The sequence below is a fragment of the Persicimonas caeni genome (genome assembly GCF_006517175.1).
GTDB lineage: Bacteria > Myxococcota_A > Bradymonadia > Bradymonadales > Bradymonadaceae > Persicimonas > Persicimonas caeni.
In genome coordinates, this window is sequence record NZ_CP041186.1 from 3,443,509 (window position 1) to 3,465,135 (window position 21,627).

Consider the following 21,627-nt stretch of genomic DNA (forward strand, 5'->3'; position numbering starts at 1 on the left):
ACACAGCTCGGCGGGCTACAGACACAGCTCGGCGGGCTACAGACACAGCTCGGCGAGCTACAGACACAGCTCGGCGAGCTACAGACACAGCTTGGCGGGCTACAGACACAGCTCGGCGGGCGCCTTACGAGTGACGCCGGGCTACAGACGGGTGTCGGCGGGCTACAGACGGGTGTCGGCGGGCGCCTTACGGGTGTCGGCGGGCGCCTTACAAGCGACGCCGGCCTTCTATTGAAGGAACTAGCATTGAAGGGCGGACGAGTTGCGACTCCTGTGCGTCACATACGCTCGGGTCGCAGAAGAGGTGTAAACTCTCCTGCGACCCGAACGTCGCCGCACGCAATGGAGGAACGAATCGTCCGCCCTTCAATACTAGTTCTACTTCAATAGCAGACGCTTGTGACCTGCAAGGCGTGGAGCTCACTTCGATAGCGACCCGAACGTCGCCGCACGCAATGGAGGAACGAATCGTCCGCCCTTCAATACTAGTTCTACTTCAATAGCAGACGCTTGTGACCTGCAAGGCGTGGAGCTCACTTCGATAGCAGACGCTTGTGTCCTGCAAGGCGCGTATCAAAGCTTCGTGGTGTACGGAAAGCGATAATGGATCATCAAAAAGCCCTCGCCGACGTGCCACAGGGCGTCGTCGTCGTCGCCTTCGAGGATGGAGCCGCCGATATTTTGGGGCAGGTAGAAGTTCGAGTCCCAGCCCAGGCTCATGCCCCAGGTCTCCGAGAACATCGTGCCCAATTCGACGCCGACGCTGGCGCCCGGGCGCAGAAAGTGGGTCGACTCGAAGACGTCAGAGTCGATGTAGGCGTAGGTGAGCAGCGCGCCGGCGCCCACGCTTAGCCGCGTCGACGAGGTCTTGACGAGGGAGAGGCCCAGGCGAGCGAGCTCCCAGGTGGCGCCGTAGACGCCGGTATTCTTGGTCTTGGGGGAGAAGTAGATATTGCGCGGGATCAGCGCCACGGCCGCCGGGGCGTAGCGGATCTCGGTGTCGGGCTTGAACATGCCCCGGTACTTACGAGGCACGAGGTGGCGGTTTTTGCGGTAGAACTCGTAGTCGATGATCGCGGCGGCGTCGAAGCGAAGCCCGTAGTGCCAGGGCTGGTCTTCGTAGATCGGGCCCGACAGCAGCGCACCGCCGCTCAGCGGGTTGCCGAAGGCGTAGAACGCCGGGCCCACGCCCACGTCGACCGTGGCGGTGACCTCGCGCGAGCGCTTTCGGCGAGGCTTTCGGCTGCTCGTTTTGGTGGACCTCGAGGAGGGCTTTTTGACCGAGGTGTTCTTCGACTTTTTGGAGCGCGAGCGCGACCGGGAGCGCGAGCGGGATTTCGACTTCGAGTCGGACTCCGAGGAGCTGTCCGTCTCGTAGGAGCGCCGGGTGCGGGCTCCGGCGTGGCCCTCGTCGGTCGAGCCGGGCGCCGCGCCGCCCGAGCGGGCGAGCTCGGCGTCGGGCGCCGACTCGGCGCTGGCCACGCCCTGGTGGGCCAACAACATGCTCGTCGCCGCCGCGAGCGCCACCACAGTCATTCGACTCATCTTTGCGTACTTCATCTGCCTGCCCTCGAAGCCATACAATCGGTCAGTTCCACGTTCTCAGTTGTACGGTGAGACTGTCCCGACGCCAAAGAAATTCACTATCTCTTGGCACGATTTTGGCAAGCTGCCTCGCCTGTCATCTATTGCCCGCGTTTTGACATGTGTCTATTAATTTTAATGCACCGCGGGTTGTTTTGGTGTAAAGCGGTCGCGCCATTTCGACGTAATCACGCTGCGAGGGAGTTGAAACGTGGACACACAGGCCAAGATCGAACTCTTGAAACAAGACAGTTTCGCGTTTGATGTCGACTTAACCCTCAACGAGCTCGATTGGACGCGCGTGCTCGGCCCGAACGGGCTGGGGAGGCAGTTGCTCCAGAAGATGGCCACGCTTGGAGCAGAGTCGTTCCAGTTCGGCGAGATCGATCACGTCGAGAACGGCACCTGCGAGATCTTTTCGTTCGAGGTCGAAGGCAGCCGCTTCGAGCTGCGCCTCGACTACGAGCAGCCCATCACCGCCACCCTGCAGACGGCGGTGCGCCAGGTGCTCGACGGGGTCAACCGCGCGCTTCGCCGCCAGACGGTGCCGTACCGGTTCGTCTGCGTGCGCGACACGTGCACCGGCGCCGGGTGCACCTACCGGCTCATGCAGCTTCCCACCCAGTGGCTGCGCGAGATGGAAGACGCGCTCAATATCGTCGCCGGGTTGAGCCTCGAGGACTACGAGATGCAGCCGCCCTACGGCGGGCGTCCGCAGGCCGGCGGCGGCTTTATCGACGCGCGCTAGCTTGCATCTAGACCCGACAAGCATCTAGAGACCCGACAAGAGCTCGCCGAACGCCTCTTCGTCCAAGATCTCGACGCCGAGTTCCCGCGCCTGGTCGAGCTTGCTGCCCGGGTTGTCACCCACGACCACATAATCGGTCTCTCCGCTGACGCTGGAGGTGGCGCGCGCGCCGAGATCTTCGACGCGCCGCTTCGCCTCGCTGCGCGTGAAGTCGGCGAGGCTCCCCGTAAAGACGAACTTCTTGCCCTCGAGCGGGCGCTCTGCTTCGCCGCCTGCCGACGGTGGCTCTTCGAGCTCCAAGCCCATGTCGAAGAGGCGCTCGAGGGCGCGCTCGTTTTGCTCCTCGTCGAAGAAGTCGACCACGCTGCCGGCGATCTCCGAGCCCACACCCGACACCTCCAACAACGCCTCTTCGTCCGCATCACGAAGGGCGTCGAGCGAGCCGAACGCCTCGGCTAAGAGGCGAGCGGTATGCTGGCCGACCATGGGGATGCCGAGGGCGAACAAAAAGCGATGGAGGCGGACCTTTTTGGAGCCCTGGATATTGTCGTAGAGCTTTCGGGCAGACTTGTCGGCGAAGCGCTCGAGGCCGGCGATAGCGTCGACGTCGAGTTCGTACAGGTCGGGGATGGAGCGGACCATCTCGCGCGAGACGAGCTGCTCGACGGTCTCTTCGCCCAGGCCCTCGATGTCCATGGCGTTGCGCGCGGCGAAGTGCTGGATGCGCCCGCGTAGCTGCGCCGGGCAGCTCATGCCGTTGGGGCAGAAGTGATTGGGCCCCTCGCGCACGACCTCGGCGCCGCAGCTCGGGCAGTGCTCGGGCATCTCGAAGGGCTCGCCGCGCTCGTCCTCGCCGCCCTTCTCGTTGGCTGTATCAATTCGCTCGACGACCTCCGGGATCACGTCGCCGGCGCGCTGGATGCGCACGGTGTCGCCCACGCGCACGTCTTTGGCGTGGACCTCCTCGATATTGTGCAAGGTCGCCCGGCTGACGGTCACCCCGCCCACGTCGACCGGGTCGAGCAGCGCCACGGGGGTGAGCTTGCCGGTGCGGCCGACCTGCACGACGATCTGCTCGAGGGTGGTGATCTCCTTTTTGGGCGTGAACTTCCACGCCAGCGCCCACCTGGGGCTGCGCGAGCGCACGCCCAGGCGCTCACGGTGGGCGAACTCGTTGACCTTGATGACCATCCCGTCGATCTCGTAGTCGAGCTCGTCGCGCACCTCCTCGAGGCTGGCGTAGAACGCCTCGACCTCCTCGAGGGTCTCGCAGCGGCGGCTGTGCTCGTCGATCTTGAGGCCCCACCTGGGAAAGCGGTCGAGCACGCGGCACTCGGTCTCGGCGACCGGCGCGGAGGCGTCCATCACGTCGTAAAAGAAGATGTCGAGCGGACGCTGGGCGACCTGCGACGGGTCGAGCAGGCGCACGGTGCCGGCGGCGGCGTTTCGCGGGTTGGCGAACGGGTCGTCGCCGCGCTCGATGCGCCGCTTGTTGAGCTCCTGGAAGCCCGACTTGGGCATGAGCACCTCGCCGCGCACCGCCAAAAAGTCGGGATAATCGTCGCCCTGCAGCCGCAGGGGCACCGCGTGGATGGTGCGCACGTTGTCGGTGACGAGCTCGCCTTCTTCGCCGTTGCCGCGGGTAGAGGCGCGGGTAAGCTCGCCATTTTCATAGAGAATCTCGACGGAGAGGCCGTCGAATTTGGGCTCGCACACGTAGGTAAACTCGCCGCCGTCGAGGTTGTCGCGGATGAACTTGTCGAACCCGGCGACGTTGTCGGCCTCGAACTCGGCGTTGAGGCTGAGCATCGGGGCGACGTGCTCGACACGCTCGAGCGAGTCGAGCGGCTCGGCGCCGACGCGGCGGGTGGGCGAATTCGGCGACTGCAGCTCGGGGAAGGCCTCCTCGAGCGCTTCGAGCCGACGGAAGAGCTGGTCGTAGGCGCGATCGGCGATCACCGGGTCGTTTTGGACGTAGTAGCGGTAATCGTGGAAGTCGAGCGCCTCGCGAAGCCTCTCGACCTGCTCTCTGGCTTGGTCGTCGCTCAAGGTGTCGACGTCGTCGAAGTCGAGCTGCGGATCTCTGACAAAGGGATTGTCGGCATTCATCATTTGCTCCCGTCATAGCAGTTCGAGCGCAATGTCAGCACGAGACGTGCGGGTTAAAGCGGGCTTGTCTGGCCAAGCGCGAGCCAAGCGCAGGCCAAGCACGGGCCAAGCGCAGGCCACCGGGGAGGCATATTAGATCCAAGGGTGATTTGCTGCGTTGGTACGGAGAGGCGCGAGTCTTGTTGGCACGGGACTTGCTGCTTATCTGGGTAGACGAACCACCTGAGGAGAACGAGCTATGGCGAACAAACACCAGCAAAAGTCGTCCGACGCAGAACGCTACCGCCTCGCCGGCACCATCGCGCGGCTGGTCAACGAAGGGTCCTCGAACGACGTGCGCGTCTTTTACGGCGACCGCCTTGTATGCGCCTCATACGACCGTGGGCGCACTCTGGTGCTCAACTCGGCGTCTCGCGAGGGGTTGGGGCTCATCGAGACGATCCAGCGGGTCTGGAACGCCGCGGTGCGTGCGCGCAAGGCTCGGCAGGCGGGGACCGAGTAAGCCGGTACGCAAAAAGTTCACAGCAGTGACGCCCATCGCGAACGGGGCAATCGTTGCACCAGCCATGACATGAATGTCCGAAATTTGGCGACGCGACCGTCAGTTTCTTGAAGGCTGGAGGCCCTTGGCGGGCGAGCGCGGCCGAGAAGATGCTTCACGGCGCTTCGCCCTAGCCTTAAAGTGACGCTGCGTCACGCCCTCCGGCGCTGGCTTGTTTTCGCGATGTGAGCTTTATGTCGAATAGCCTGATCACCGTTGCCACGTTCAGCCAACCCATTGAAGGACATCTGGTCCGCGCGCGCCTCGAGACCGAGGGGATTCCCTGTTTTCTGGCCGACGCGCACACCATCAGCGCCAACTGGTTTTACTCGAACGCCATCGGGGGCGTGAAGTTGCAGGTGCGCGCCGCCGACGCCCAGCGCGCGCGAGTGCTCGTCGAGGAGGAGTTGGAGCGCCACCAGAGCGAACGCGACGATATCGACTGGACGGCCGTCGACCCCGACTGGACCTTCGACGGCAGCCAGGCCGACGACGACGCCCACAGTTGCCCCTCATGCGGGTCGACCGAGGTCTTCTACGAGAAATTCTCCCGGCCGCTCATCTTCCTGTCGATTTTGCTGCTGGGCATCCCGGTGCCCTTTTTGAGCCGACGCTGGTCGTGCCGCGGCTGCGGCAGGTCGTGGAAGATGAAGCTGTTTCGCTGAATCGACGCTCACCCGGCTCGCGGGTTGCCTTCTCGACGAGGCCGGATTTCTCTGTTATAACGACGCGCCGAAGAAGCGCACGAGACGGGCGGTTCGACTCGATAGGCCGCTCGAGAGTTCTATAAATACCACACGGAGTATCGCTGTTATGCGCCGTAAGATGATGTACAGCAAGATTCACCGCGCCACAGTGACTCACGCCGACCTCCACTACGAGGGAAGCGTCACGATCGACACCGATCTTCTCGAGGCAGCCGATATCCTGCCCTACGAGTGGATCTGCATCTGGAACGTCACCCAGGGCACTCGCCTCGAAACCTACGCCATCCCCGGCCCGTCGGGCTCGGGCGTCATTTGCGTCAACGGCGCTGCCGCCCACCTGAACGACCCGGGCGACATCGTCATCCTGTGCACCTACGTGCAGATGGACGGCGAAGAGGCGCGCAACCACGTCGGCAAATGCGTGCGCGTCGACGAGAACAACAAAATCGTGAGCACGGAGCCCGAGACTCCGGGCCCGAAGATGCCCGCCAAATACGACGCCACCGGCAGCTGAGCCGGCCGGCGCAACGCGGCTTCTCCAAAAGGCGGACGCTTGTCGTCCGCCTTTTTTGTGTCTTGGGGGAGTTACTGAGGCGCGTAGGCGACGACCTTCAGTTCGACCAGCAGATTGGGGTGGGGAAGTTGGTGCACGGCCACGGTGGTGCGCGTGGGGCCGGTCTCGGCGTCGAAGTAGCGGTTGTAGACCTCGTTGAACCCGCCGTAGTCGTCCATGTCGACGAGGAAGACGGTGATGTCGACCACGTCGCCCAGCCCGGAGCCGGCCTCGTTGAGGATGCGGTCGATATTGTCGAGCACGGCCTCGGCCTGCTCGCCGATATTCTTTTCGACTGTGCCGTCCTCGTGGATGGTCACGCCCTTGTGGGTGTTGTCGGCGCGACGGCACGACACGCCGGACACAAAGATCAGGTCACCGACGCGCCGCGCGTGCGGGTAGTGGGCCAGGGGCTGGGCGAGTTCTTCGACAGTATATGATTTGGTCATGGCTACAGCTTGGTGCAAACAGTCTTCAATTCGCTATAGAAGTCGAGCGAGTGCATGCCGCCCTCGCGGCCGACGCCGCTGAGCTTCACGCCGCCGAACGGGGTGCGAAGGTCGCGTAAAAACCAGGTGTTGAGCCAGACCATGCCGGTCTCGACCCGGGCGGCGACCTTATGGGCGCGCTCGAGGTTTTGCGTCCAGATCGCCGCGGCGAGTCCGTAGTCGCTGTCGTTGGCGAGCGCGATCGCCTCGTCGTCGGTGTCGAACGGGCGGATGTGGCAGACCGGCCCGAAGACTTCCTCGCGCATACACCGCGCGTCGTCGGCCAGGCCAGTCCAAATCGTGGGCTCGACGTAAAACCCGTTCGAGTAGGGCGCGTCGAGTTCGGGGATGCCGCCGCCGGTGACCACCGTGGCGCCCTCCTCGCGGGCGAGTTCGTAGTACGAGAGGACCTTCTGGCGGTGCTCCTCGGAGATGAGCGGGCCGAACCCGGTCGCCTCGTCGAACGGGTCGCCCATCTTCAGGTCCTCGGCCTTCTCTTTGAGCGCGGCCACGAAGTCGTCGAAGATGGGGCGCTCGACATAGACGCGCTCGGAGCACAGGCAGACCTGCCCGCAGTTGGCGAAGACCGAGCGCGTCGTGCCGGCCACGGCGGCGTCGAAGTCGCAGTCGGCGAAGATGAGCGCCGGGTTCTTGCCGCCGAGCTCGAACGAGAGCGACTTGAGCGATTCGGCCGAGGCTTTCTGGATGATCTGGCCGGTGCGGCTCTCGCCGGTGAACGTGATCGCCGAGATGCCCGGGTGGCGCGTAATCGCTTCGCCGGCGGAGTTGGGGCCGAGCCCGTTGACGACGTTGTAGACGCCGGGCGGCACGCCCACCTCGTCGAAGACCTCTCCAAGCAGCGTGGCCGTGCCGGGCGTCTCCTCCGACGGCTTGACCACCACCGTGTTGCCCATGGCGAGCGCCGGGCCGAGCTTCCAGGTGAGCAAGAGCAGCGGCAGGTTCCACGGCGAGATGACCCCGACCACGCCGACCGGCTCGCGGAGCACGTAGCTCAGGGCCTTGCCGCCGTCGGAGGTGTCCATCGTGTACGACTGCGACTCGAGGTTGCGCGCCAGGTTCGCGAAGAACTTCAGGTTGGCCGCCCCGCGCGGGATATCGACCTTGGAGGCGAAGCGCTTGGGCTTGCCGGTGTCGGCGATTTCGGCGGCCAGAAAGTCGTCGAAGCGCGCCTCGATCCCCTCGGCGACCTTCTCCAACAGGTCGAGTCGCTCGAGCCTAGGCATCGTGCCCCAGGGGCCTTCGAGGGCGCGCTGGGCGGCCGCGACGGCGCGATCGACCTCCTCTTCGCCGCCCTCGGCGACCTTGCCGACCAGCTCGCCGGTGACGGGGTTGATGTTGTCGAAGGTGCGTCCCGACGTGGAGGGGACGAATTCGCCGTTGATGAAGTGTTTGAACATGGAGGGTGGGTCTAGGGGTCTAGGGGTCTAGGGGTCTAGGGTCTTGGAAGGCCCGGTCACCCGTCGAGGAGGCTCATTTGGGGGTTGTCGTCGTTGGAGTCGTCGGGCTTTTGGGTCGGCTTGGAGGCTTCGGCCGGCTTCGGTTTGGGCTCCGCTTGCGTCTTCGCCTTGGTTTCGGCTCCCTGGCGTCGCCTGTGCTTGCTCCAGCCGCCCATCGGCCGCAGGTCGGCGATTCGGCTGATGCGAAAGACGCGCTCGTCGCGGCGAAGATGGCAGTAGGCGTGCAGGTACGTCTCGGCGTCGAGGCTGATAGGGGTGACTCGCCGATGGGTCAATTCGCCGCGGCCGCGGCTGTAGTAGTCCATCTCGAGGTCGTGGTTGCCGCCGATGGCCCAGCGAATGAGCTCGTCGTAGCTCGAGTTTTCGCCGATCTGATCGACGTCGCTCGACGATTGCTGCGACCACTCCGGGTCGATCGTGCTGCCGAGCCACAACAAGATCTCGTAGGCCTCGACCTCGATGTCCATGACCTCTTTGGGGCCGAAGGAGGCGAGGGTCTTTCGCAGCACGGTCTCGAGCGGCCGCTTGGGCGCGCGCGTTCCGCCGTGCTCGCGTAGGTTCTCGAGAATCAGGCACGCCAGGGCCACGACCCCGCGCTCTTCGGACGTGCGCAGCGCGACCTCCGCCGGCGAGGGCGGAAACTCCATCTCCTCCTCGCCCTCGTCGACCCGCGCCGAGGCTTTGTCGAGCTTCTCGGCGATGCGTCCCCTGATGGTCGGGATACTAAATGGCCCGTCTTTCGGCACGAAAATGCTCCTGGTAGTACGCAAATGAGGGTAAACTCGCCCGGATCATGGCAAAATCGGGTGGAAATGCCAATAGGGGAAGGGTGACTAATACTACCTGATTACCTTCTCGCGAATCCGCATGAACACTCGCCGTCCGACATCACGAAGCTTCGATCTCGGTCGGAGCTCTGCTGACTCAGTCGGCGGCGGTGATTCATGCGGGCCATACGGTCGTCTACAGTGGATACAATGGCCTAGTCGCTCCATGAGTGCCTCTTCAAGGTTTCGCCTGACGCGGCCAATCGACGGCGCGCGCTTCAGGGGGAAAAACCTGGCGGTGAAGCGCCAGGTAGTACATCGCGGCCATGCACAGGACAAATGATGGTGAAACCCGCGCCACATCCGGCCCTGGTAGTCCTTGAGGCCAAGCTCCTGTTTCAGGTCTTGGTAGTCACGCTCGATTCTCCAGCGCAGCATGGCCAGACGGACAAGTCGTCTGATCGAGGTACGCTGCGAGAGGTTCGAAAACCAGTAGTGGCGCGGCTCCTTTTCGCCCTCGGGCCACTCGATGAGAAGCCATTGCTCTTCTTCGAGTTCTTTCCCGAAATGGCGACCCTGAGCAGGTACGACGCGAAGAGCGGCAAAGCGCGAGCTAAGCTCGCCCTTGGTGCCCTCGCGCCAGGTGATGGTGCAAAAAGCTTTGTCAGGCAAGGCTTTGGCCACCTCAAAAAGGGACATTGCCTCCTGGTCGTGGTGACGAAGCTTATTGGGCCGCATGACCGTCACATTCTTTCGTGTGCCGCCCATGTACTCGAGGCCTCGCATCTGCAGGCTCTTTCGAAACTCCTGATTGGCCCCAAAGTCGGCATCAGCCACCACGACCTTCTGGGCGCAGCCGGCATCGAGGAGGCGGTCGATCTGGTCGACCGCCATTTGAGGCTTGGAGCGAAACTCGATGTCTTCAGGCACACCAACTTCGGCTCGCCGGTCTGGATCGAAAGCCCACTCCTCGGGCAAAAACAGGTCCATGATCAGCGGCAGGCTCAAGGTCGAGGTCGACAGATGCACGCTGACCAAGACCTGACAGTTGGCCAGTTTGCCAAGCTCGCCGCAGTACTGATGGGCCACGCCCACGCTTTTGTCGCCCTTCTTGGGAATCCCCGACGAGTCGATAATCCAGGCACTGGCATTGGGCATGATCTGGTAGGCCAGCGCCCAGAGCCGCTCAGTGACCGCCTCGGTAGGCCACTCATTGAGCGTCGAGCGGGTCAGCTTCTGGCGATAGGCATCCGCCTTGTGCGGCGCTGGTGCCAGATGAGCGCCCGAGACCTCGCTGTTTTTGCGGTCGATCGTCAGCAGGCGCGACTGGACATACAGACCCAGGTTATCTCGCGTGGTCTTGTATCCGATGCCATCGAAGGCGTAGTCGACGAAAGCATCGAAGTCGCGAAAGTCCGAAAGCGCAGGCGTGGTCGTATCCATCGGCGTCCTCCCAGAAAGAGCGGGGGTCCAACACGGAGTCGACCTGAATGTCGGCGCAATTCTCATTTCACGAAGCTAATCAGGTAGTATTAGTGACCCTTAGTACTACTTGGTCAACTTCGTGGCCCGCACCTGAGCGAGACCAGGGCCACGAGCGCGAGAAGGCATTCTGACAGCGATGCCGGTGCGCATCATGGAAGAATGACGCCGAAGCGATCGTGGTTCTGGGCCGCTCCAGGGCGGGTTCACCGAAAGTGACCAAGTAGTACTAAGTAACCCTAAGTAACCCTAAGTAACCCTAAGTAACCCTTAGTCACCTTAAGTAACCCTTAGTCACCCTTAGCCTCTTTCTTAAACTCCTCCAACGCCATCTCCGCCTCCATCTCGTCGAACTCGCGCTCCAAGACCGCCTCGTCGGGGTCGACCAGACCGCTCTCCTTCCAACGCTCGAGCAGGGCTTCGGCGCGGGCGACCTCTTCGCCCGAGGGCCGGCGGCTCTCTTTGACGAGCATGCGCTTTTCGGTGGCCATGAGATCGAGCTTGTCCTCGAGTTCGCGACGCTCGGCGATGAGCTGGCGGGCACGCCCGCGCGCCTCGTCGGCCAGGTCGGGCATGCCTTTGTCCTCGGCCAGGCGCACCCGCTTCTTCCACAGCTCGATCTCGTCCTCGAGGCCATCGGCGTGCTCACGCGCCTTCTTCTCCTTCTGGACGAGGTAGGTCATGTGCGCATGAATAACCGGATCGATGGGCATATCATCTTCTCGTGATCGTAGTCGTGATCGTGATCGTGATCGGCAGTTCCCTCAGTGCATCCGCGCTTCAGCACCTCAGAAACCTATCACAGCCGCAACACTCTTCACATACGAAGGGAATTCCACTAACAACTGCATCGTTCGAACACTGGTCAAATATTACCGCCAACTACCAAGCCGCTAAAGAGACGTACAACCATGAGTGTTTCCGCCGGTGTCGTTGGACTCCCCAACGTCGGAAAATCGACCATCTTCAACGCGCTGACCGAGGCTGGCGCTGATTCGGCCAACTACCCCTTCTGCACCATCGATCCCAACGTGGGCATCGTGCCGGTGCCCGATCCGCGCCTGGACATCATCAACGCGCATATCACCACCCAGGAGGTCATCCCGACCGTCGTCGAGATCGTCGACATCGCCGGGCTGGTCAAAGGGGCTTCGGAGGGTGAAGGCCTGGGCAACAAATTCTTGGCCAATATCCGCGAAGTCGACGCCATCTTGCACGTGGTGCGCTGCTTCGAGGACTCCGACGTGACCCACGTCGAGGGCGGCGTCGACCCCGCGCGCGACGTCGACATCATCAACACCGAGTTGATCTTGGCGGACATGCAGACCGTCGATAAGCGCCTCGAGAAGGCCAAGCGGGCGGCCAAGAGCCAGGACAAAGAGGAGATCGCCCGGGTCAAAGTGCTCGAGAAGGTCATCGAGACCCTCAACGAAGGCTTGCCCGCGCGCTCGCTGGAGCTGAACGACAACGAGCGGCGCCTCGTGCACGACTGTCACCTGCTCACCATGAAGCCGGTGCTCTACGTCGCCAACGTCGACGAGAACGATCTCGAGGGCCAGTCCGAGCACGTCCAGACGCTTCGCAACCTCGCCGAGGGCGAGAAGAGCGGCGTGGTCGTGTTGTGCGGCTCCATCGAATCGGAGCTCGCCGAGCTCGAAGATGCCGAAAAGCGAGAGATGCTCGAAGGCCTGGGCATCGACGAGCCCGCCCTCAACGTGCTGGTGCGCGCCGCCTACAAGCTTCTGGGGCTGCAGAGCTTCTTCACCGCCGGTGAAAAAGAGGTCCGCGCCTGGACCATCCCGGTAGGCGCCACCGCCCCGCAGGCCGCCGGCGTCATCCACACCGACTTCGAAAAGCGGTTCATCCGCGCCGAGGTCTACACCGTCGACGCGCTCGAAGAGCACGGCGACGAGGCGGGCATCCGCTCGGCCGGTAAGCTGCGCTTGGAGGGCAAGGATTACGTGGTGAAGGATGGCGACATCATGCATATCCGCCACAACGCGTAGCCCCTCCGCCTCGCAAACTACACTTGGCACCTCCCCGCTAGGGTGACTTAAGGTGACTAAGGGTTACTTAGGGTGACTAAGGGTGACTTAAGGTGACTAAGGGTGACTTAAGGTGACTAAGGGTGACTAATACTACTTGGTCACTTTCGGTGAACCCGCCCTGGAGCGGCCCAGAACCACGATCGCTTCGGCGTCATTCTTCCATGATGCGCACCGGCATCGCTGTCAGAATGCCTTCTCGCGCTCGTGGCCCTGGTCTCGCTCAGGTGCGGGCCACGAAATTGACCAAGTAGTACTAAGGGGGACTAAGGGTTACTTAGGGTGACTAAGGGTTACTTAGGGTGACTTAGTGACCTTTAGAGCCTAGCGAGCGGAGCGAGCGGCTTAGTGACCCTTAGTCCCCCTTAGTCCCCCTTCCCCTACGGGGAGGGGTTATTCGAACATGTAGTTCACGCCCATGCCGAACACGAAGTAGCGCGACGAGTACTCCCCGTTGCCCACCACGGTGGCGAGTTCGTTTTCGGCGTCGGTGGGGTTGATCTGGCGCATATTCGACGTGTCGATGTTGCGGTCGGAGAAGAAGTAGTAGGCGGTGCCGGCGTCGAGTTGCCAGCCGTCGAAGGCCCAGCTCATGCCCGCGGCGACGGTGTGCTTGTCGCTGTCGGGTGAGAAGACGCTGTAGTACTCGTCGGGAACGGCGCCGGTCTCGAAGTTGTAGCCGGCCCGAAGCGTCAGCGCCTCGTCGACCTTGAAGTCGCCGCCCAGGCGCACCGAGAACGTGTCCTTCCAGTTTTCGGGGATGGTCAGCGGCCCGACCGGAATCGAGCCGATGCCCGGCACGCCTTCGACTTCGATGTCGTTGGGGGTCGCCTTGATCTCTTTGAACGCCGACCACCCCTCCCACACCCCTGCCAGCTCGATGTCGATCGGATCGTCGACGTAGCGAAGCGCCACGCGCGCCACCGCCGGCAGCACCATGCTCGCCGCCAGGGTGTTGTTGGTCAGCCGGGCGTTGTCGAACTCCGGGTGACTCGGCATGCGCACGGTCAGCTCGGCGTCGCCGTCCTCGAAGAAGACGGGCGACTGCGCCGAGATTGCAGCCTCCATCGACGGACCCAACTTCACCCAGAACCCGATATTGCCCGCCGGGGCGAAGAAGTCGGAGAGTTCGATTTTGCTCAAGATGTCGAGGTCTTCGTCCTCGGGGCGGCCGTGCAGGCCGGTGTAGGCCGAGGTCGTGCTCACCAGCCGAAACGATGCGAAGGCGTTCTGTACGCCCAGTCCTACCCGCGCCCCGTCACCCAGCTTGTAGCTCACCGCAGCGTGCAAAAAGCCCATCGCCGAGCCGACGTTGTCGATGAGGGTGTAGCGCTGCGGGCCGTTCTCGGGGAACGTCGCACCCGCCATGTACGGCGTATAGAAGCCGAACGCCCAGCTCAGGTCGTCGTTGCCGGTGGGGCCGCCGATCAGAATCTGCGGGATCGGCTGGGGCGCCGCCGAGCTCTCGACTCGCCCGTACTCGATCGTGTCGCCGCCCTGAGTGACGCGCGGGGCCCGCTGGAAGTCGAAGGCCAAGTCGACCACGGCCAGGTCGACCGTCAGCTCCATCCCCTCGCTCAACGTGAGGTTGGCGGGGTTGTACCACAGGCTGTTCAGGTTGCCCTCGCCGCTGGCCACAAATGCGCCGGCGCGTCCCAGGGGGCGCACGCCGCGGCCGGGCAAGTAGAAGCCGCCGGCGAAGGCTTCGCTGGCGATAAGCAAGATCGCCAGAACGGCGACGAGGGATGTGGTGAGTCTTTGGTATTTCAACGTCTTCTCTTCGTCTTTCTTTGTCAGCCGCGTGTCGGTGAATCCGGGGTCTTTACGCCGATCACTCGATTCCCCTTACGATATCGTAGAGTTGCTCGATGCCGTGCACGTCGTCGCCAAGCCAGGCGGCGAGTTCGCGGAAGACCTGCTCGTAGTCCTCGGCCGAGTACGGCTGCTGGGAGGCGGGGTCGACGCGGAAGTAATCGGCGACGATGCCGAAGACCGTGCCGAAGGGCACGGAGCCGTCGGGGCGGTTCGAGAACCCGCGCTCGAACATGTCGAGGCCGTGGCCTTCGGTGTCGCGCTCGACCGAGTCGCGCAGGAGCTGGAGCACGTGGCTCGTCAGCGGCAGCTTGCCGTACGGCTCGACCTCCCAGTCGCGGTTGGGATCGAGCACGGTGGCCAAAAAGTGCGACAGCGGCACCCAGGTATCTTGGTGCAGCGTGTAGACCATGAGCACATAGGCGGCCATGGCGGCCTGGTTGCGGCCGGCCTGCGCGCCCAGAAGATAGGTCATCAGGTCGTCGGTCAGCGCCTTGTTCTCTTGGCTCGAGGCGAGCTCCTCGCTCAAGTCGACCAGCGCCGGCAAGGTGCGCGAGTTCCACATGTCGACCACGTTCTGCATCTGCTCGTCGGTGAGCCATTCGGTCAGCCGGCCTTGCTGGCGAGCCTCGGCGGCCTTCTCGGACAGGTGACGCGTCAACTTCGCCGTCAGCGCGATGCTGCCCGGGTCCTGGAAGCGCGGCTGCTCGCCGTCGGGCCACTCGGCGGCCAGCATCACGTCGTATAGCGCGCCCATCATATTCTCGAAGGCGGCCTCGGCGGCGGGGTTATTTTCGACGCGCTCGGACATCTGGTCGGCGGCCTCCATCAGAAGGTGCAGGCGGCTCAACTCGCGTACGGTGCGCCCGTCGGCGAGGGTGATCATGGCTTCGCCGTTGCGGCCGGTGAACCCGTCGTCGGTGCGCGTGGCGTTGTGGACGAGCAGGCGAAGCTGCTCGTTGAAGTCGATGCCGCTGTCGCTCTTGAAGCGGTCGGCGGCCACCGACAGGCGGTACAGCGCCTCGAACAACGTGCCGCGCTGCAGGATCTCGGCGAGCGCCGGCTCGTAGCTGCGCAGGTTCGCGCCCTTCATGGGTGAGGTGGCGCCGTTGGCGGTCGAGTACAGGTCGGTGCGGCTCGAGTAGTGGTTGTGCATCACCGTGAACATTTCGCCCAGCAGCGCCTCTTTGTCGTGCTTGCTGAACGCACAGGCGAGCGGCGCCATCGTGTCGTAGAGGCCGCTGGCCTCGGAGGCGTACAGGATGTCGGCGTGGTGCTGCGACATCGCGTAGCCGTCCTTGCACACCGGCGGGTCGACCTCGAGATCGACCCCGGCGATGGAGCCGGTAAGCTCGGGCAAGTTGAACAGGCGGGTGATCTGGTCGGGCGTGGCGCGTCGGTCGAGCTTGGCGCCCAGAAGCGGGCTGAGCGTCGAGACGAGGCCTGCCACCGAGCTGGCGCCGCCGATAAGGTCGATCAGGGGCTGCAGGCCGTCGATCTCGGCGACGTAGTCGGCCAGGTCGAGCTCGCCGCCGATGGAGCGCACCATCGCGCCGGCCGAGTCGGGCAGGTCGATCAGCGGCGGCAGGCTGCTCAGCCAACCGGGCTCGACGATCGCCAGGCCGTAGGGCGTCTGGTGGGCGTCTCGAAGCAGGTGCATCAACCGCTGGAGCATGCTGCGGTTGGACACCGCCTCGGGGGCGTCGAAGTCCATCGGCTCGGAGAAGACTTCACTGATGGGGCAGGCGCGGATGCACTGGTAGCGCTGCAGCGCGCGCTGGGGCGCGTAGCGCTCACGACAACTCTGCGGATTGCCGTCGTCGAAAGAGTCGAAGGTCGGGAAGCGCGCCTTGCAATCTTGGAAGCACGAGTCGTACGGCCCGTCTTTGGCCGGCACGGCCGGGTTCTGGTCTCTGTGCTGTACGAGCGTCACCAGCGGCTCGCCGGTATAGCGCGACACGGGCTGGCGAAGCGCCCAGAAGAAGTCTTGCCACAGCTCGGGGTCGGCCGCGATGCGCTCGAGCACCGGCAGAAGGTCGTGGGCGACCGTCTCGTTGTCTTCCATCCCGGCGTCGGGATGGCTGTCCATGATCTCGGCGGCCTCGTCGAGGGCGAACATCACCCCGGCGAGCTCCGAGCTGCTCTCGTCCATGAAGTCGGCCAGGCTTGCGAGCACCTCGTCGAGCCGGTCGATGTCGAGGGTGTGGAGCAGCGAGTACATCAGGTCGGTGACCGGATTGTCGGCCGAATAGCCGGCGAACGGCCCCTGGGCGTCGCTCTTGACTTCACGCGGGCCGAGCACCGCCGGGGCGGCGTCGACCATATCCCACAAGATGCCCCGCTGGGTGAGCTGACCCAATTGGCGAGTCATGAAGTGCAGCCCGGTCTTGCTCAGGTCGACGTATTCGAAGACATAGTCGCCGCCGGCCGCCGAGCCGCGTCCGTAGGTGTCGCGATTCAAGAGTGACTGCTCGTTGGTGCGCGTCTCGAAAGGAGGCACGTCGCGCGACTCGCCAGTGCTGAGCACGAAGTTGCCGTCGCTGTCGACGTCGGCCAGCCCGTCGCCGTCGCTGTCGACAAAGGGCACCGGCAGGCCGCTGGAGGTCTTCTTGACCATCGGGATGCCGCGCCGGTCGTATTGGACCGCCCACAGCGGCTCGCTTCCCTGCAGGTTGAAGCGCAGGTCCTCACTGACCAGCACCGTCTTCATCGAGAAGGCGATGGTGTCGCGGGCCTCGATATGCTGCTCTTCACGAAGGCTGATGGTCAGTGAGCCCATCAAGTCGGACAGGGCCGTCGACTCGGACAAGGCTGCATTGCCCTGCCGGTCGACGCCGTCGGAGCTCAACAAGATGTCGGTGGTGCGAGTGGCCACCTCCGACATGCGCGGATAGCCCAAAAGGTGACCCAAGAAGTTCTTGCCGTTGACCGGGCTCAAGAAGTCTTCGGGGTGCGGGCGGTTTTCGATCGCCAGCGCCTCCATCAACCCGGTGTCGGCGGCGGCCTGCAAAAAGACCACGCGCAGCTTGCGGGTCAGCCCCTGCATCAGCCCGTCGTCGATGAGCGCGAGCACGTCCTGCAAGAACCGGTCGACCTCGCCGAGCTTGTCGGGCGGGGCGATGGTGTCGACGGCGGTGACAAAATCGTGGCGGTTTCGCACCAGCATCTGGGTTTTCTGCTCGCGCTTCTCGGCGGCGCGCTTAGCATCTTTGTGCCAGACGCCGAAGAGTTCCTCACCCAGCGTGCCGCGCTGGTATTCGGCGCGCTCGAAGTCGTACTCCTGGGTGCAGCCCAACGAAGTGGCGGCCAGCCCAGCGACGGCGGCGACGACCAAGAGCCGAAAAACGTTCGCAAAGCGCTCGTTCTGTTCCATGATTCAAGCCAGAGTTCGACCGGATCACGTGTACGTCCGCGGGGGAAAAAGCGCGGGGTCACAGGCGCTTGGGACGGCACGTCTCCTTTCCAATTTTGTTTGCATGTATGTCGTGCAAAGAGTATCAGAAGGGACCGGCGGTTGAAAGTTGCACGCGCACCGACCGCATATTCCGTTTTGCACGGCTCAGTTGCTAACGGTGTCGCCTCTGTGCAAAGATGGCCGTCGCGCACGCTCTCGCGTGCCACACTCTGTCGTTATGAATCGCCCCATTTGGGTCGGAGCCCTTCGATATCCGCTTCGACCGATCGCCATTGAGGTATTTTGGACTTCGTCATGACCAATCCCTTCGGATTTCGAGTCGCGAGAGTTCTGCTACTCGTCGCTGCCGCGCTTTTGACGGCAGGGGCTGCCTGTGAGAAGCCGGCGGTGACCGAGATGAAGAAGCCGGTCCAGGCCGGCGGTGTGCAGTTTAACGTGACTGGCTACGACGTCCGCTATCTGGAGTTGAACGCCGACGGCAAGACGGTCGAGTACCCCGAGCCGGTGCTCGCCATCAACGTCGAGGTGACCAACCAAAAAGATCAGCCGCTGACGTACACCCCGTCGCATCGCACGCAGCAGGTCACCGAGGCGAACGCGCCGCTGCTCTACCAAGATCCGGGCAAGGAAGCCGACTTGCCGCCGGCCTCCAAGCAGACGATCAACGGCGTTTTCCTCGAAGAGGGCCAGCTCGACGAGCAGGTCACCCAGTCGAAGACGCTCGCCAAGGGCGAAAGCCTCACCGATGTCTTCTTGTTCGAGGTGCCCGAGGCCAAAGAGGCCGCGCTCATCTTGAGCCTGCCGCCGACCATGCACCACGGGGCGGTGCCGGTGCTCTTCCGCATTCCCTATCAGTACCAGAAGCCCAAAGGACCCACGGTCCACGAGATGGGCAAAACGGTCAGCGCCGGCCCGGTCGGATTCACCGTCGAGAAGGCCGAAGTCGCCTACATCAAGACCAAGCACACCATCGAGGGTGAGGGCTACAGCTCCAACCCGCGCCTCAAGATCAGCTATAAGGTGGAGAACACCGGCAAAGAGCCGATCACCTACTCGCCCGAGCACAACGTCGAAGGCGCCCGTGGTGCCGCGCTCTACAGCGGTGGAGAGACGTTCAACCGCGTCAAGATGCCCTCGAACGCCGAGGCCGAAGGGCAGATCACGGACAGCACCGAAATCAAACCGGGCAAATCGGTCACCGACTTCGTCCTCTTCGAGCGTCCGTCCAAAGAAGTGAAGAGCGTCACGTTCGTCTACCCGGCCGACCGCTTCGGTGGCGAGGGCCTCGTTCGTGTCGAGGTTCCCTACGAGTACAAGGACCCCGAGCTCCCCAAAGAGCTCAAAAAGAAGAAGGCCGAGAAGAAAGACGATTAGTCTTGAGTGACAAGAAGAAGAAAGAAAAATCACCGTTTGCCGGCGCACTGGCCGACAAACTCAAAGGCCTCGACATCGAGCCTGCCGAACGAGACGAGGCCGTCGAGGACAACGCCTCCCGTTCGTCCGAAAGCACCACCTCCTCCAAGCGCCAGCCGTCGGGGCGAGACTCCAACCCTCGCCCCGAACTCGACGCCCCCTCCGCATCCGAACTCGATAAAGGCGAGTTGAGCGACGAAGAGCTCTTCGCCAAAGCCGTCGAAGAGCTTGCGCCCGAGGATGTCTACCGCGGCAAATTTCACGGCCAGGGGCCCGAGTTTCCCGAAGAGAACCGCCCCGGCACACCCGAGGGACGAACGTCGGCGGCTCCTGGGGTCTCGCAGGAGAACGAAGGCGACTCCCCCGAAGATCGAGCAGCCGCCGACGAGGAGGCGCGACAAGATCTCGACATGCTTCGCGAGATGCGCCAGTTCGAGAAGGCCGTCGGCCCCGTCGATAAGCTCGTGCGCAACGACAAGTACCGGCGCAAGAGCTCTCCCGACCCAAAAAAGGACGCCGAGCGCGCGCTGTCGTACAGAAGCGAATCGCCCGACATGATCACCCCGGCGCTTCCCAAGTCCGGCGACGGGCTCAACAACGTCGGCCCGCTCGACGCCGCCCAAAAGGAGATGCTCGACCGCTACAAAAAGCGCAGCCGGCGCCACGACGTCCCCGAGATCAACTTTCGTGGCGACTCGGTCGAGGACGCGCTTCGCCAGCTCGAGCTCTTCGCCCACCAGCATTGGAAGGGCGGCGCGCGCTTCGTGCGCATCATTCACGGCCGCGGACTGCAGTCCGACGGCGACCCGGTGCTCAAGCCGGCAATTCTGCGCTGGCTCGAAGGCCCCGGCTTCCGCTACGTTCGCGGCTACGTCCCCGAGGTCAACTCGGCAGGCGACTACGGTAGCTTGATTGTCGAATTAGAACGCCGGGATCCTTAGGCGGAGCGGCTGCTTGCTGCCTGCGGAACTCGCCCCGCTTTCTGGGGCGCCCGTGCAGCCCCAAGGCTCGCCTTGGGGTTTTGAGCGTCAACCATCACATCCGATCTCTTCATGACAGATCAAACCATCAAAATCGGCATCGTCACCGTCAGCGACCGCGCCTACCGCGGCGAGTATGAAGACCGCGGCGGACCGGCCATTCGCCAGTGGCTTCAAAAGGGGTTGGTCTCGGAGTGGGAGGAGGAGTTTCGGCTCATCCCCGACGAGTACTCCCAGATTACGGCCACGCTCGAGGAGCTGGTCGACGAAGCGGGCTGCCACCTGGTGCTCACCACCGGTGGCACCGGGCCCGCCCCGCGTGACGTCACCCCCGACGCCACCGTCGAGGTCGCTGACAAGGTGCTCGACGGCTTCGGCGAGAAGATGCGCGCCATCAGCCTGCAATACGTGCCCACCGCGATTCTGTCGCGCCAGGTGGGCGTGGTCCGCGGCCGCTCGCTCATCGTCAACCTGCCCGGCAATCCCAAGGCGGTCGCCGAAATCCTGGACGAGCTCTTCGAGGTCATCCCCTACACCATCGAACTGCTCGAAGGCCCGCGCATGCAGTGCGATCCGGACGTGGTCGTGCCTTTCCGGCCGAAGCACGCGAAGTAGAAGGAGACAATTCACCACGGGGCGCACGGAGGCACGGGGAAAGGCAAGAATCAAAGCAGTTCCCCGTGTCCCCGTGTTCCCCGGGGTGAACCCTCCCTACCGACGACGCTTCAGCCCAAACTCCTTTTCGAGCACCTCGAGCTTACGGAAGTACTCGTCGCGCGAGAACTTCTGGTTGAGGATGTGGAACTCCTTTTTGCTCAGGCCCACGCACCCGAAGCAGAAGACGCAGTCTGAGCAATCTTCGCTCATGATCAGATACGACGAGTTCGAGCAGTTCCGTGAATTCACGCAATAGCTGCACTCGTGACACCCGACGCAGCCTTTGCAGTGGGTGCACTCGCTGCATTGTTCACACGCGTCGCAGTAGGTGCAGTTGAAGCAATCGACGCTGTCGGTGGTGAACATGCACCCGTAGCAGCGCTGCGATCCCTCGCATTTGTAAGAGCCTGGATTCTCTCGGTTTGCCTTGGTTTCTTTGACCAATTCGCGCAGGGCGCGCTCGAAGCCAGATTTGCTCAGCGGGATGTCTTCGGCCATTGATTGATCCTATCTATGCGAAAGTTGCGTCCGTGTTAACGCAATTTTTTGAGTATAACCTGTTGACGACACGTCGTTTCTACTGTAATTATCGTTTTTAGCTGAGGTGATTAGGGCAGTTTTCCCCCGAGCTGCTCTAGGTGTTTCTCCTCATGTAGGTCGTTCATTCTCCCCCCAAGCAATGGGCGGCCGACTTTGCATCTGCTTCCCCCCGAGTAGATGCACCTCGCGTGAGCGAGGCTTTGCAGTCACTGAGCCACCTCCCCCCGACGGTGACTGCGGGCCCCCGGCCGAAAGGTCGGGGGCTTTTTTTTGGCAGAATGATCATTTTGGCAACTTGTCTCGATGAG

The 21,627-nt window shown here is 63.2% G+C and carries 17 protein-coding genes and 1 pseudogene; 8 read left to right on the forward strand and 10 right to left on the reverse strand.

Annotated elements, in window-relative coordinates:
• Positions 1-573: 573 nt before the first annotated feature.
• Positions 574-1,545, reverse strand: coding sequence for a hypothetical protein (locus FIV42_RS12760; protein ID WP_141198065.1), 972 nt, complete (start codon positions 1,543-1,545; stop codon positions 574-576).
• Between the two features lie 250 nt (positions 1,546-1,795).
• On the opposite strand from FIV42_RS12760, the gene FIV42_RS12765 reads away from it, so the two are divergent.
• Positions 1,796-2,332: a hypothetical protein gene (locus FIV42_RS12765; protein WP_141198066.1), complete on the forward strand. Its 537-nt coding sequence runs from the start codon at positions 1,796-1,798 to the stop codon at positions 2,330-2,332.
• Between the two features lie 24 nt (positions 2,333-2,356).
• On the opposite strand, the gene ligA is transcribed toward FIV42_RS12765, so the two are convergent.
• Complete coding sequence (gene ligA / locus FIV42_RS12770; RefSeq protein ID WP_222615446.1) at positions 2,357-4,441, reverse strand: NAD-dependent DNA ligase LigA; 2,085 nt, start codon at positions 4,439-4,441, stop codon at positions 2,357-2,359.
• A 238-nt stretch (positions 4,442-4,679) separates the two neighbouring features.
• Here ligA and FIV42_RS12775 point away from each other — a divergent pair, with 238 nt between their 5' ends.
• The 3 genes from FIV42_RS12775 to panD all read left to right on the forward strand — a co-directional run bounded on the left by FIV42_RS12775 (position 4,680) and on the right by panD (position 6,203).
• A complete protein-coding gene (locus FIV42_RS12775) occupies positions 4,680-4,943 on the forward strand; it encodes a hypothetical protein (RefSeq protein WP_141198068.1) in 264 nt (87 codons plus the stop codon).
• A gap of 233 nt (positions 4,944-5,176) precedes the next feature.
• A complete protein-coding gene (locus FIV42_RS12780) occupies positions 5,177-5,647 on the forward strand; it encodes a putative signal transducing protein (protein ID WP_141198069.1) in 471 nt (156 codons plus the stop codon).
• Between the two features lie 148 nt (positions 5,648-5,795).
• On the forward strand, positions 5,796-6,203 hold the full coding sequence (gene panD / locus FIV42_RS12785) for an aspartate 1-decarboxylase (RefSeq protein ID WP_141198070.1): 408 nt from the start codon (positions 5,796-5,798) through the stop codon (positions 6,201-6,203).
• A 71-nt stretch (positions 6,204-6,274) separates the two neighbouring features.
• Here the strand turns inward: panD and FIV42_RS12790 are convergent, their stop codons facing one another.
• The 5 genes and pseudogenes from FIV42_RS12790 to FIV42_RS12810 form a co-directional block, all read right to left on the reverse strand.
• On the reverse strand, positions 6,275-6,691 hold the full coding sequence (locus FIV42_RS12790; protein WP_141198071.1) for a RidA family protein: 417 nt from the start codon (positions 6,689-6,691) through the stop codon (positions 6,275-6,277).
• 2 nt (positions 6,692-6,693) lie between these two features.
• Positions 6,694-8,148: a 2-hydroxymuconic semialdehyde dehydrogenase gene (locus FIV42_RS12795; RefSeq protein ID WP_141198072.1), complete on the reverse strand. Its 1,455-nt coding sequence runs from the start codon at positions 8,146-8,148 to the stop codon at positions 6,694-6,696.
• 56 nt (positions 8,149-8,204) lie between these two features.
• Complete coding sequence (locus FIV42_RS12800; RefSeq protein WP_141198073.1) at positions 8,205-8,954, reverse strand: WYL domain-containing transcriptional regulator; 750 nt, start codon at positions 8,952-8,954, stop codon at positions 8,205-8,207.
• Between the two features lie 259 nt (positions 8,955-9,213).
• Positions 9,214-10,418: pseudogene (locus tag FIV42_RS12805) on the reverse strand (IS701 family transposase).
• 329 nt (positions 10,419-10,747) lie between these two features.
• Positions 10,748-11,170 carry a hypothetical protein gene (locus FIV42_RS12810; protein ID WP_141198075.1) on the reverse strand — a complete coding sequence of 141 codons (423 nt, stop codon included), beginning with the start codon at positions 11,168-11,170 and terminating at the stop codon, positions 10,748-10,750.
• Between the two features lie 198 nt (positions 11,171-11,368).
• Between FIV42_RS12810 and ychF the strand changes: the two genes are divergently transcribed.
• Complete coding sequence (gene ychF, locus FIV42_RS12815) at positions 11,369-12,463, forward strand: redox-regulated ATPase YchF (protein WP_141198076.1); 1,095 nt, start codon at positions 11,369-11,371, stop codon at positions 12,461-12,463.
• A gap of 432 nt (positions 12,464-12,895) precedes the next feature.
• On the opposite strand, the gene FIV42_RS12820 is transcribed toward ychF, so the two are convergent.
• Together FIV42_RS12820 and FIV42_RS12825 are read right to left on the reverse strand one after the other, a co-directional pair.
• A complete protein-coding gene (locus FIV42_RS12820) occupies positions 12,896-14,272 on the reverse strand; it encodes an OmpP1/FadL family transporter (RefSeq protein WP_168210610.1) in 1,377 nt (458 codons plus the stop codon).
• A 61-nt stretch (positions 14,273-14,333) separates the two neighbouring features.
• On the reverse strand, positions 14,334-17,687 hold the full coding sequence (locus tag FIV42_RS12825) for a hypothetical protein (protein ID WP_141198078.1): 3,354 nt from the start codon (positions 17,685-17,687) through the stop codon (positions 14,334-14,336).
• Between the two features lie 336 nt (positions 17,688-18,023).
• Between FIV42_RS12825 and FIV42_RS12830 the strand changes: the two genes are divergently transcribed.
• From FIV42_RS12830 to mog, 3 genes are all read left to right on the forward strand, one after another.
• The gene (locus FIV42_RS12830; RefSeq protein WP_141198079.1) at positions 18,024-19,103 is read left to right on the forward strand and encodes a DUF4352 domain-containing protein; all 1,080 of its coding nucleotides are present in this window, start codon (positions 18,024-18,026) and stop codon (positions 19,101-19,103) included.
• A 2-nt stretch (positions 19,104-19,105) separates the two neighbouring features.
• Positions 19,106-20,083: a Smr/MutS family protein gene (locus FIV42_RS12835; protein WP_141198080.1), complete on the forward strand. Its 978-nt coding sequence runs from the start codon at positions 19,106-19,108 to the stop codon at positions 20,081-20,083.
• Positions 20,084-20,194: 111 nt separating this feature from the next.
• The gene (gene mog, locus FIV42_RS12840) at positions 20,195-20,737 is read left to right on the forward strand and encodes a molybdopterin adenylyltransferase (RefSeq protein WP_141198081.1); all 543 of its coding nucleotides are present in this window, start codon (positions 20,195-20,197) and stop codon (positions 20,735-20,737) included.
• Between the two features lie 96 nt (positions 20,738-20,833).
• Here the strand turns inward: mog and FIV42_RS12845 are convergent, their stop codons facing one another.
• Entirely contained in the window at positions 20,834-21,277 is a 444-nt protein-coding gene (locus FIV42_RS12845; RefSeq protein WP_141198082.1) for a caib/baif family protein, read from the reverse strand.
• Positions 21,278-21,627 lie beyond the last annotated feature (350 nt).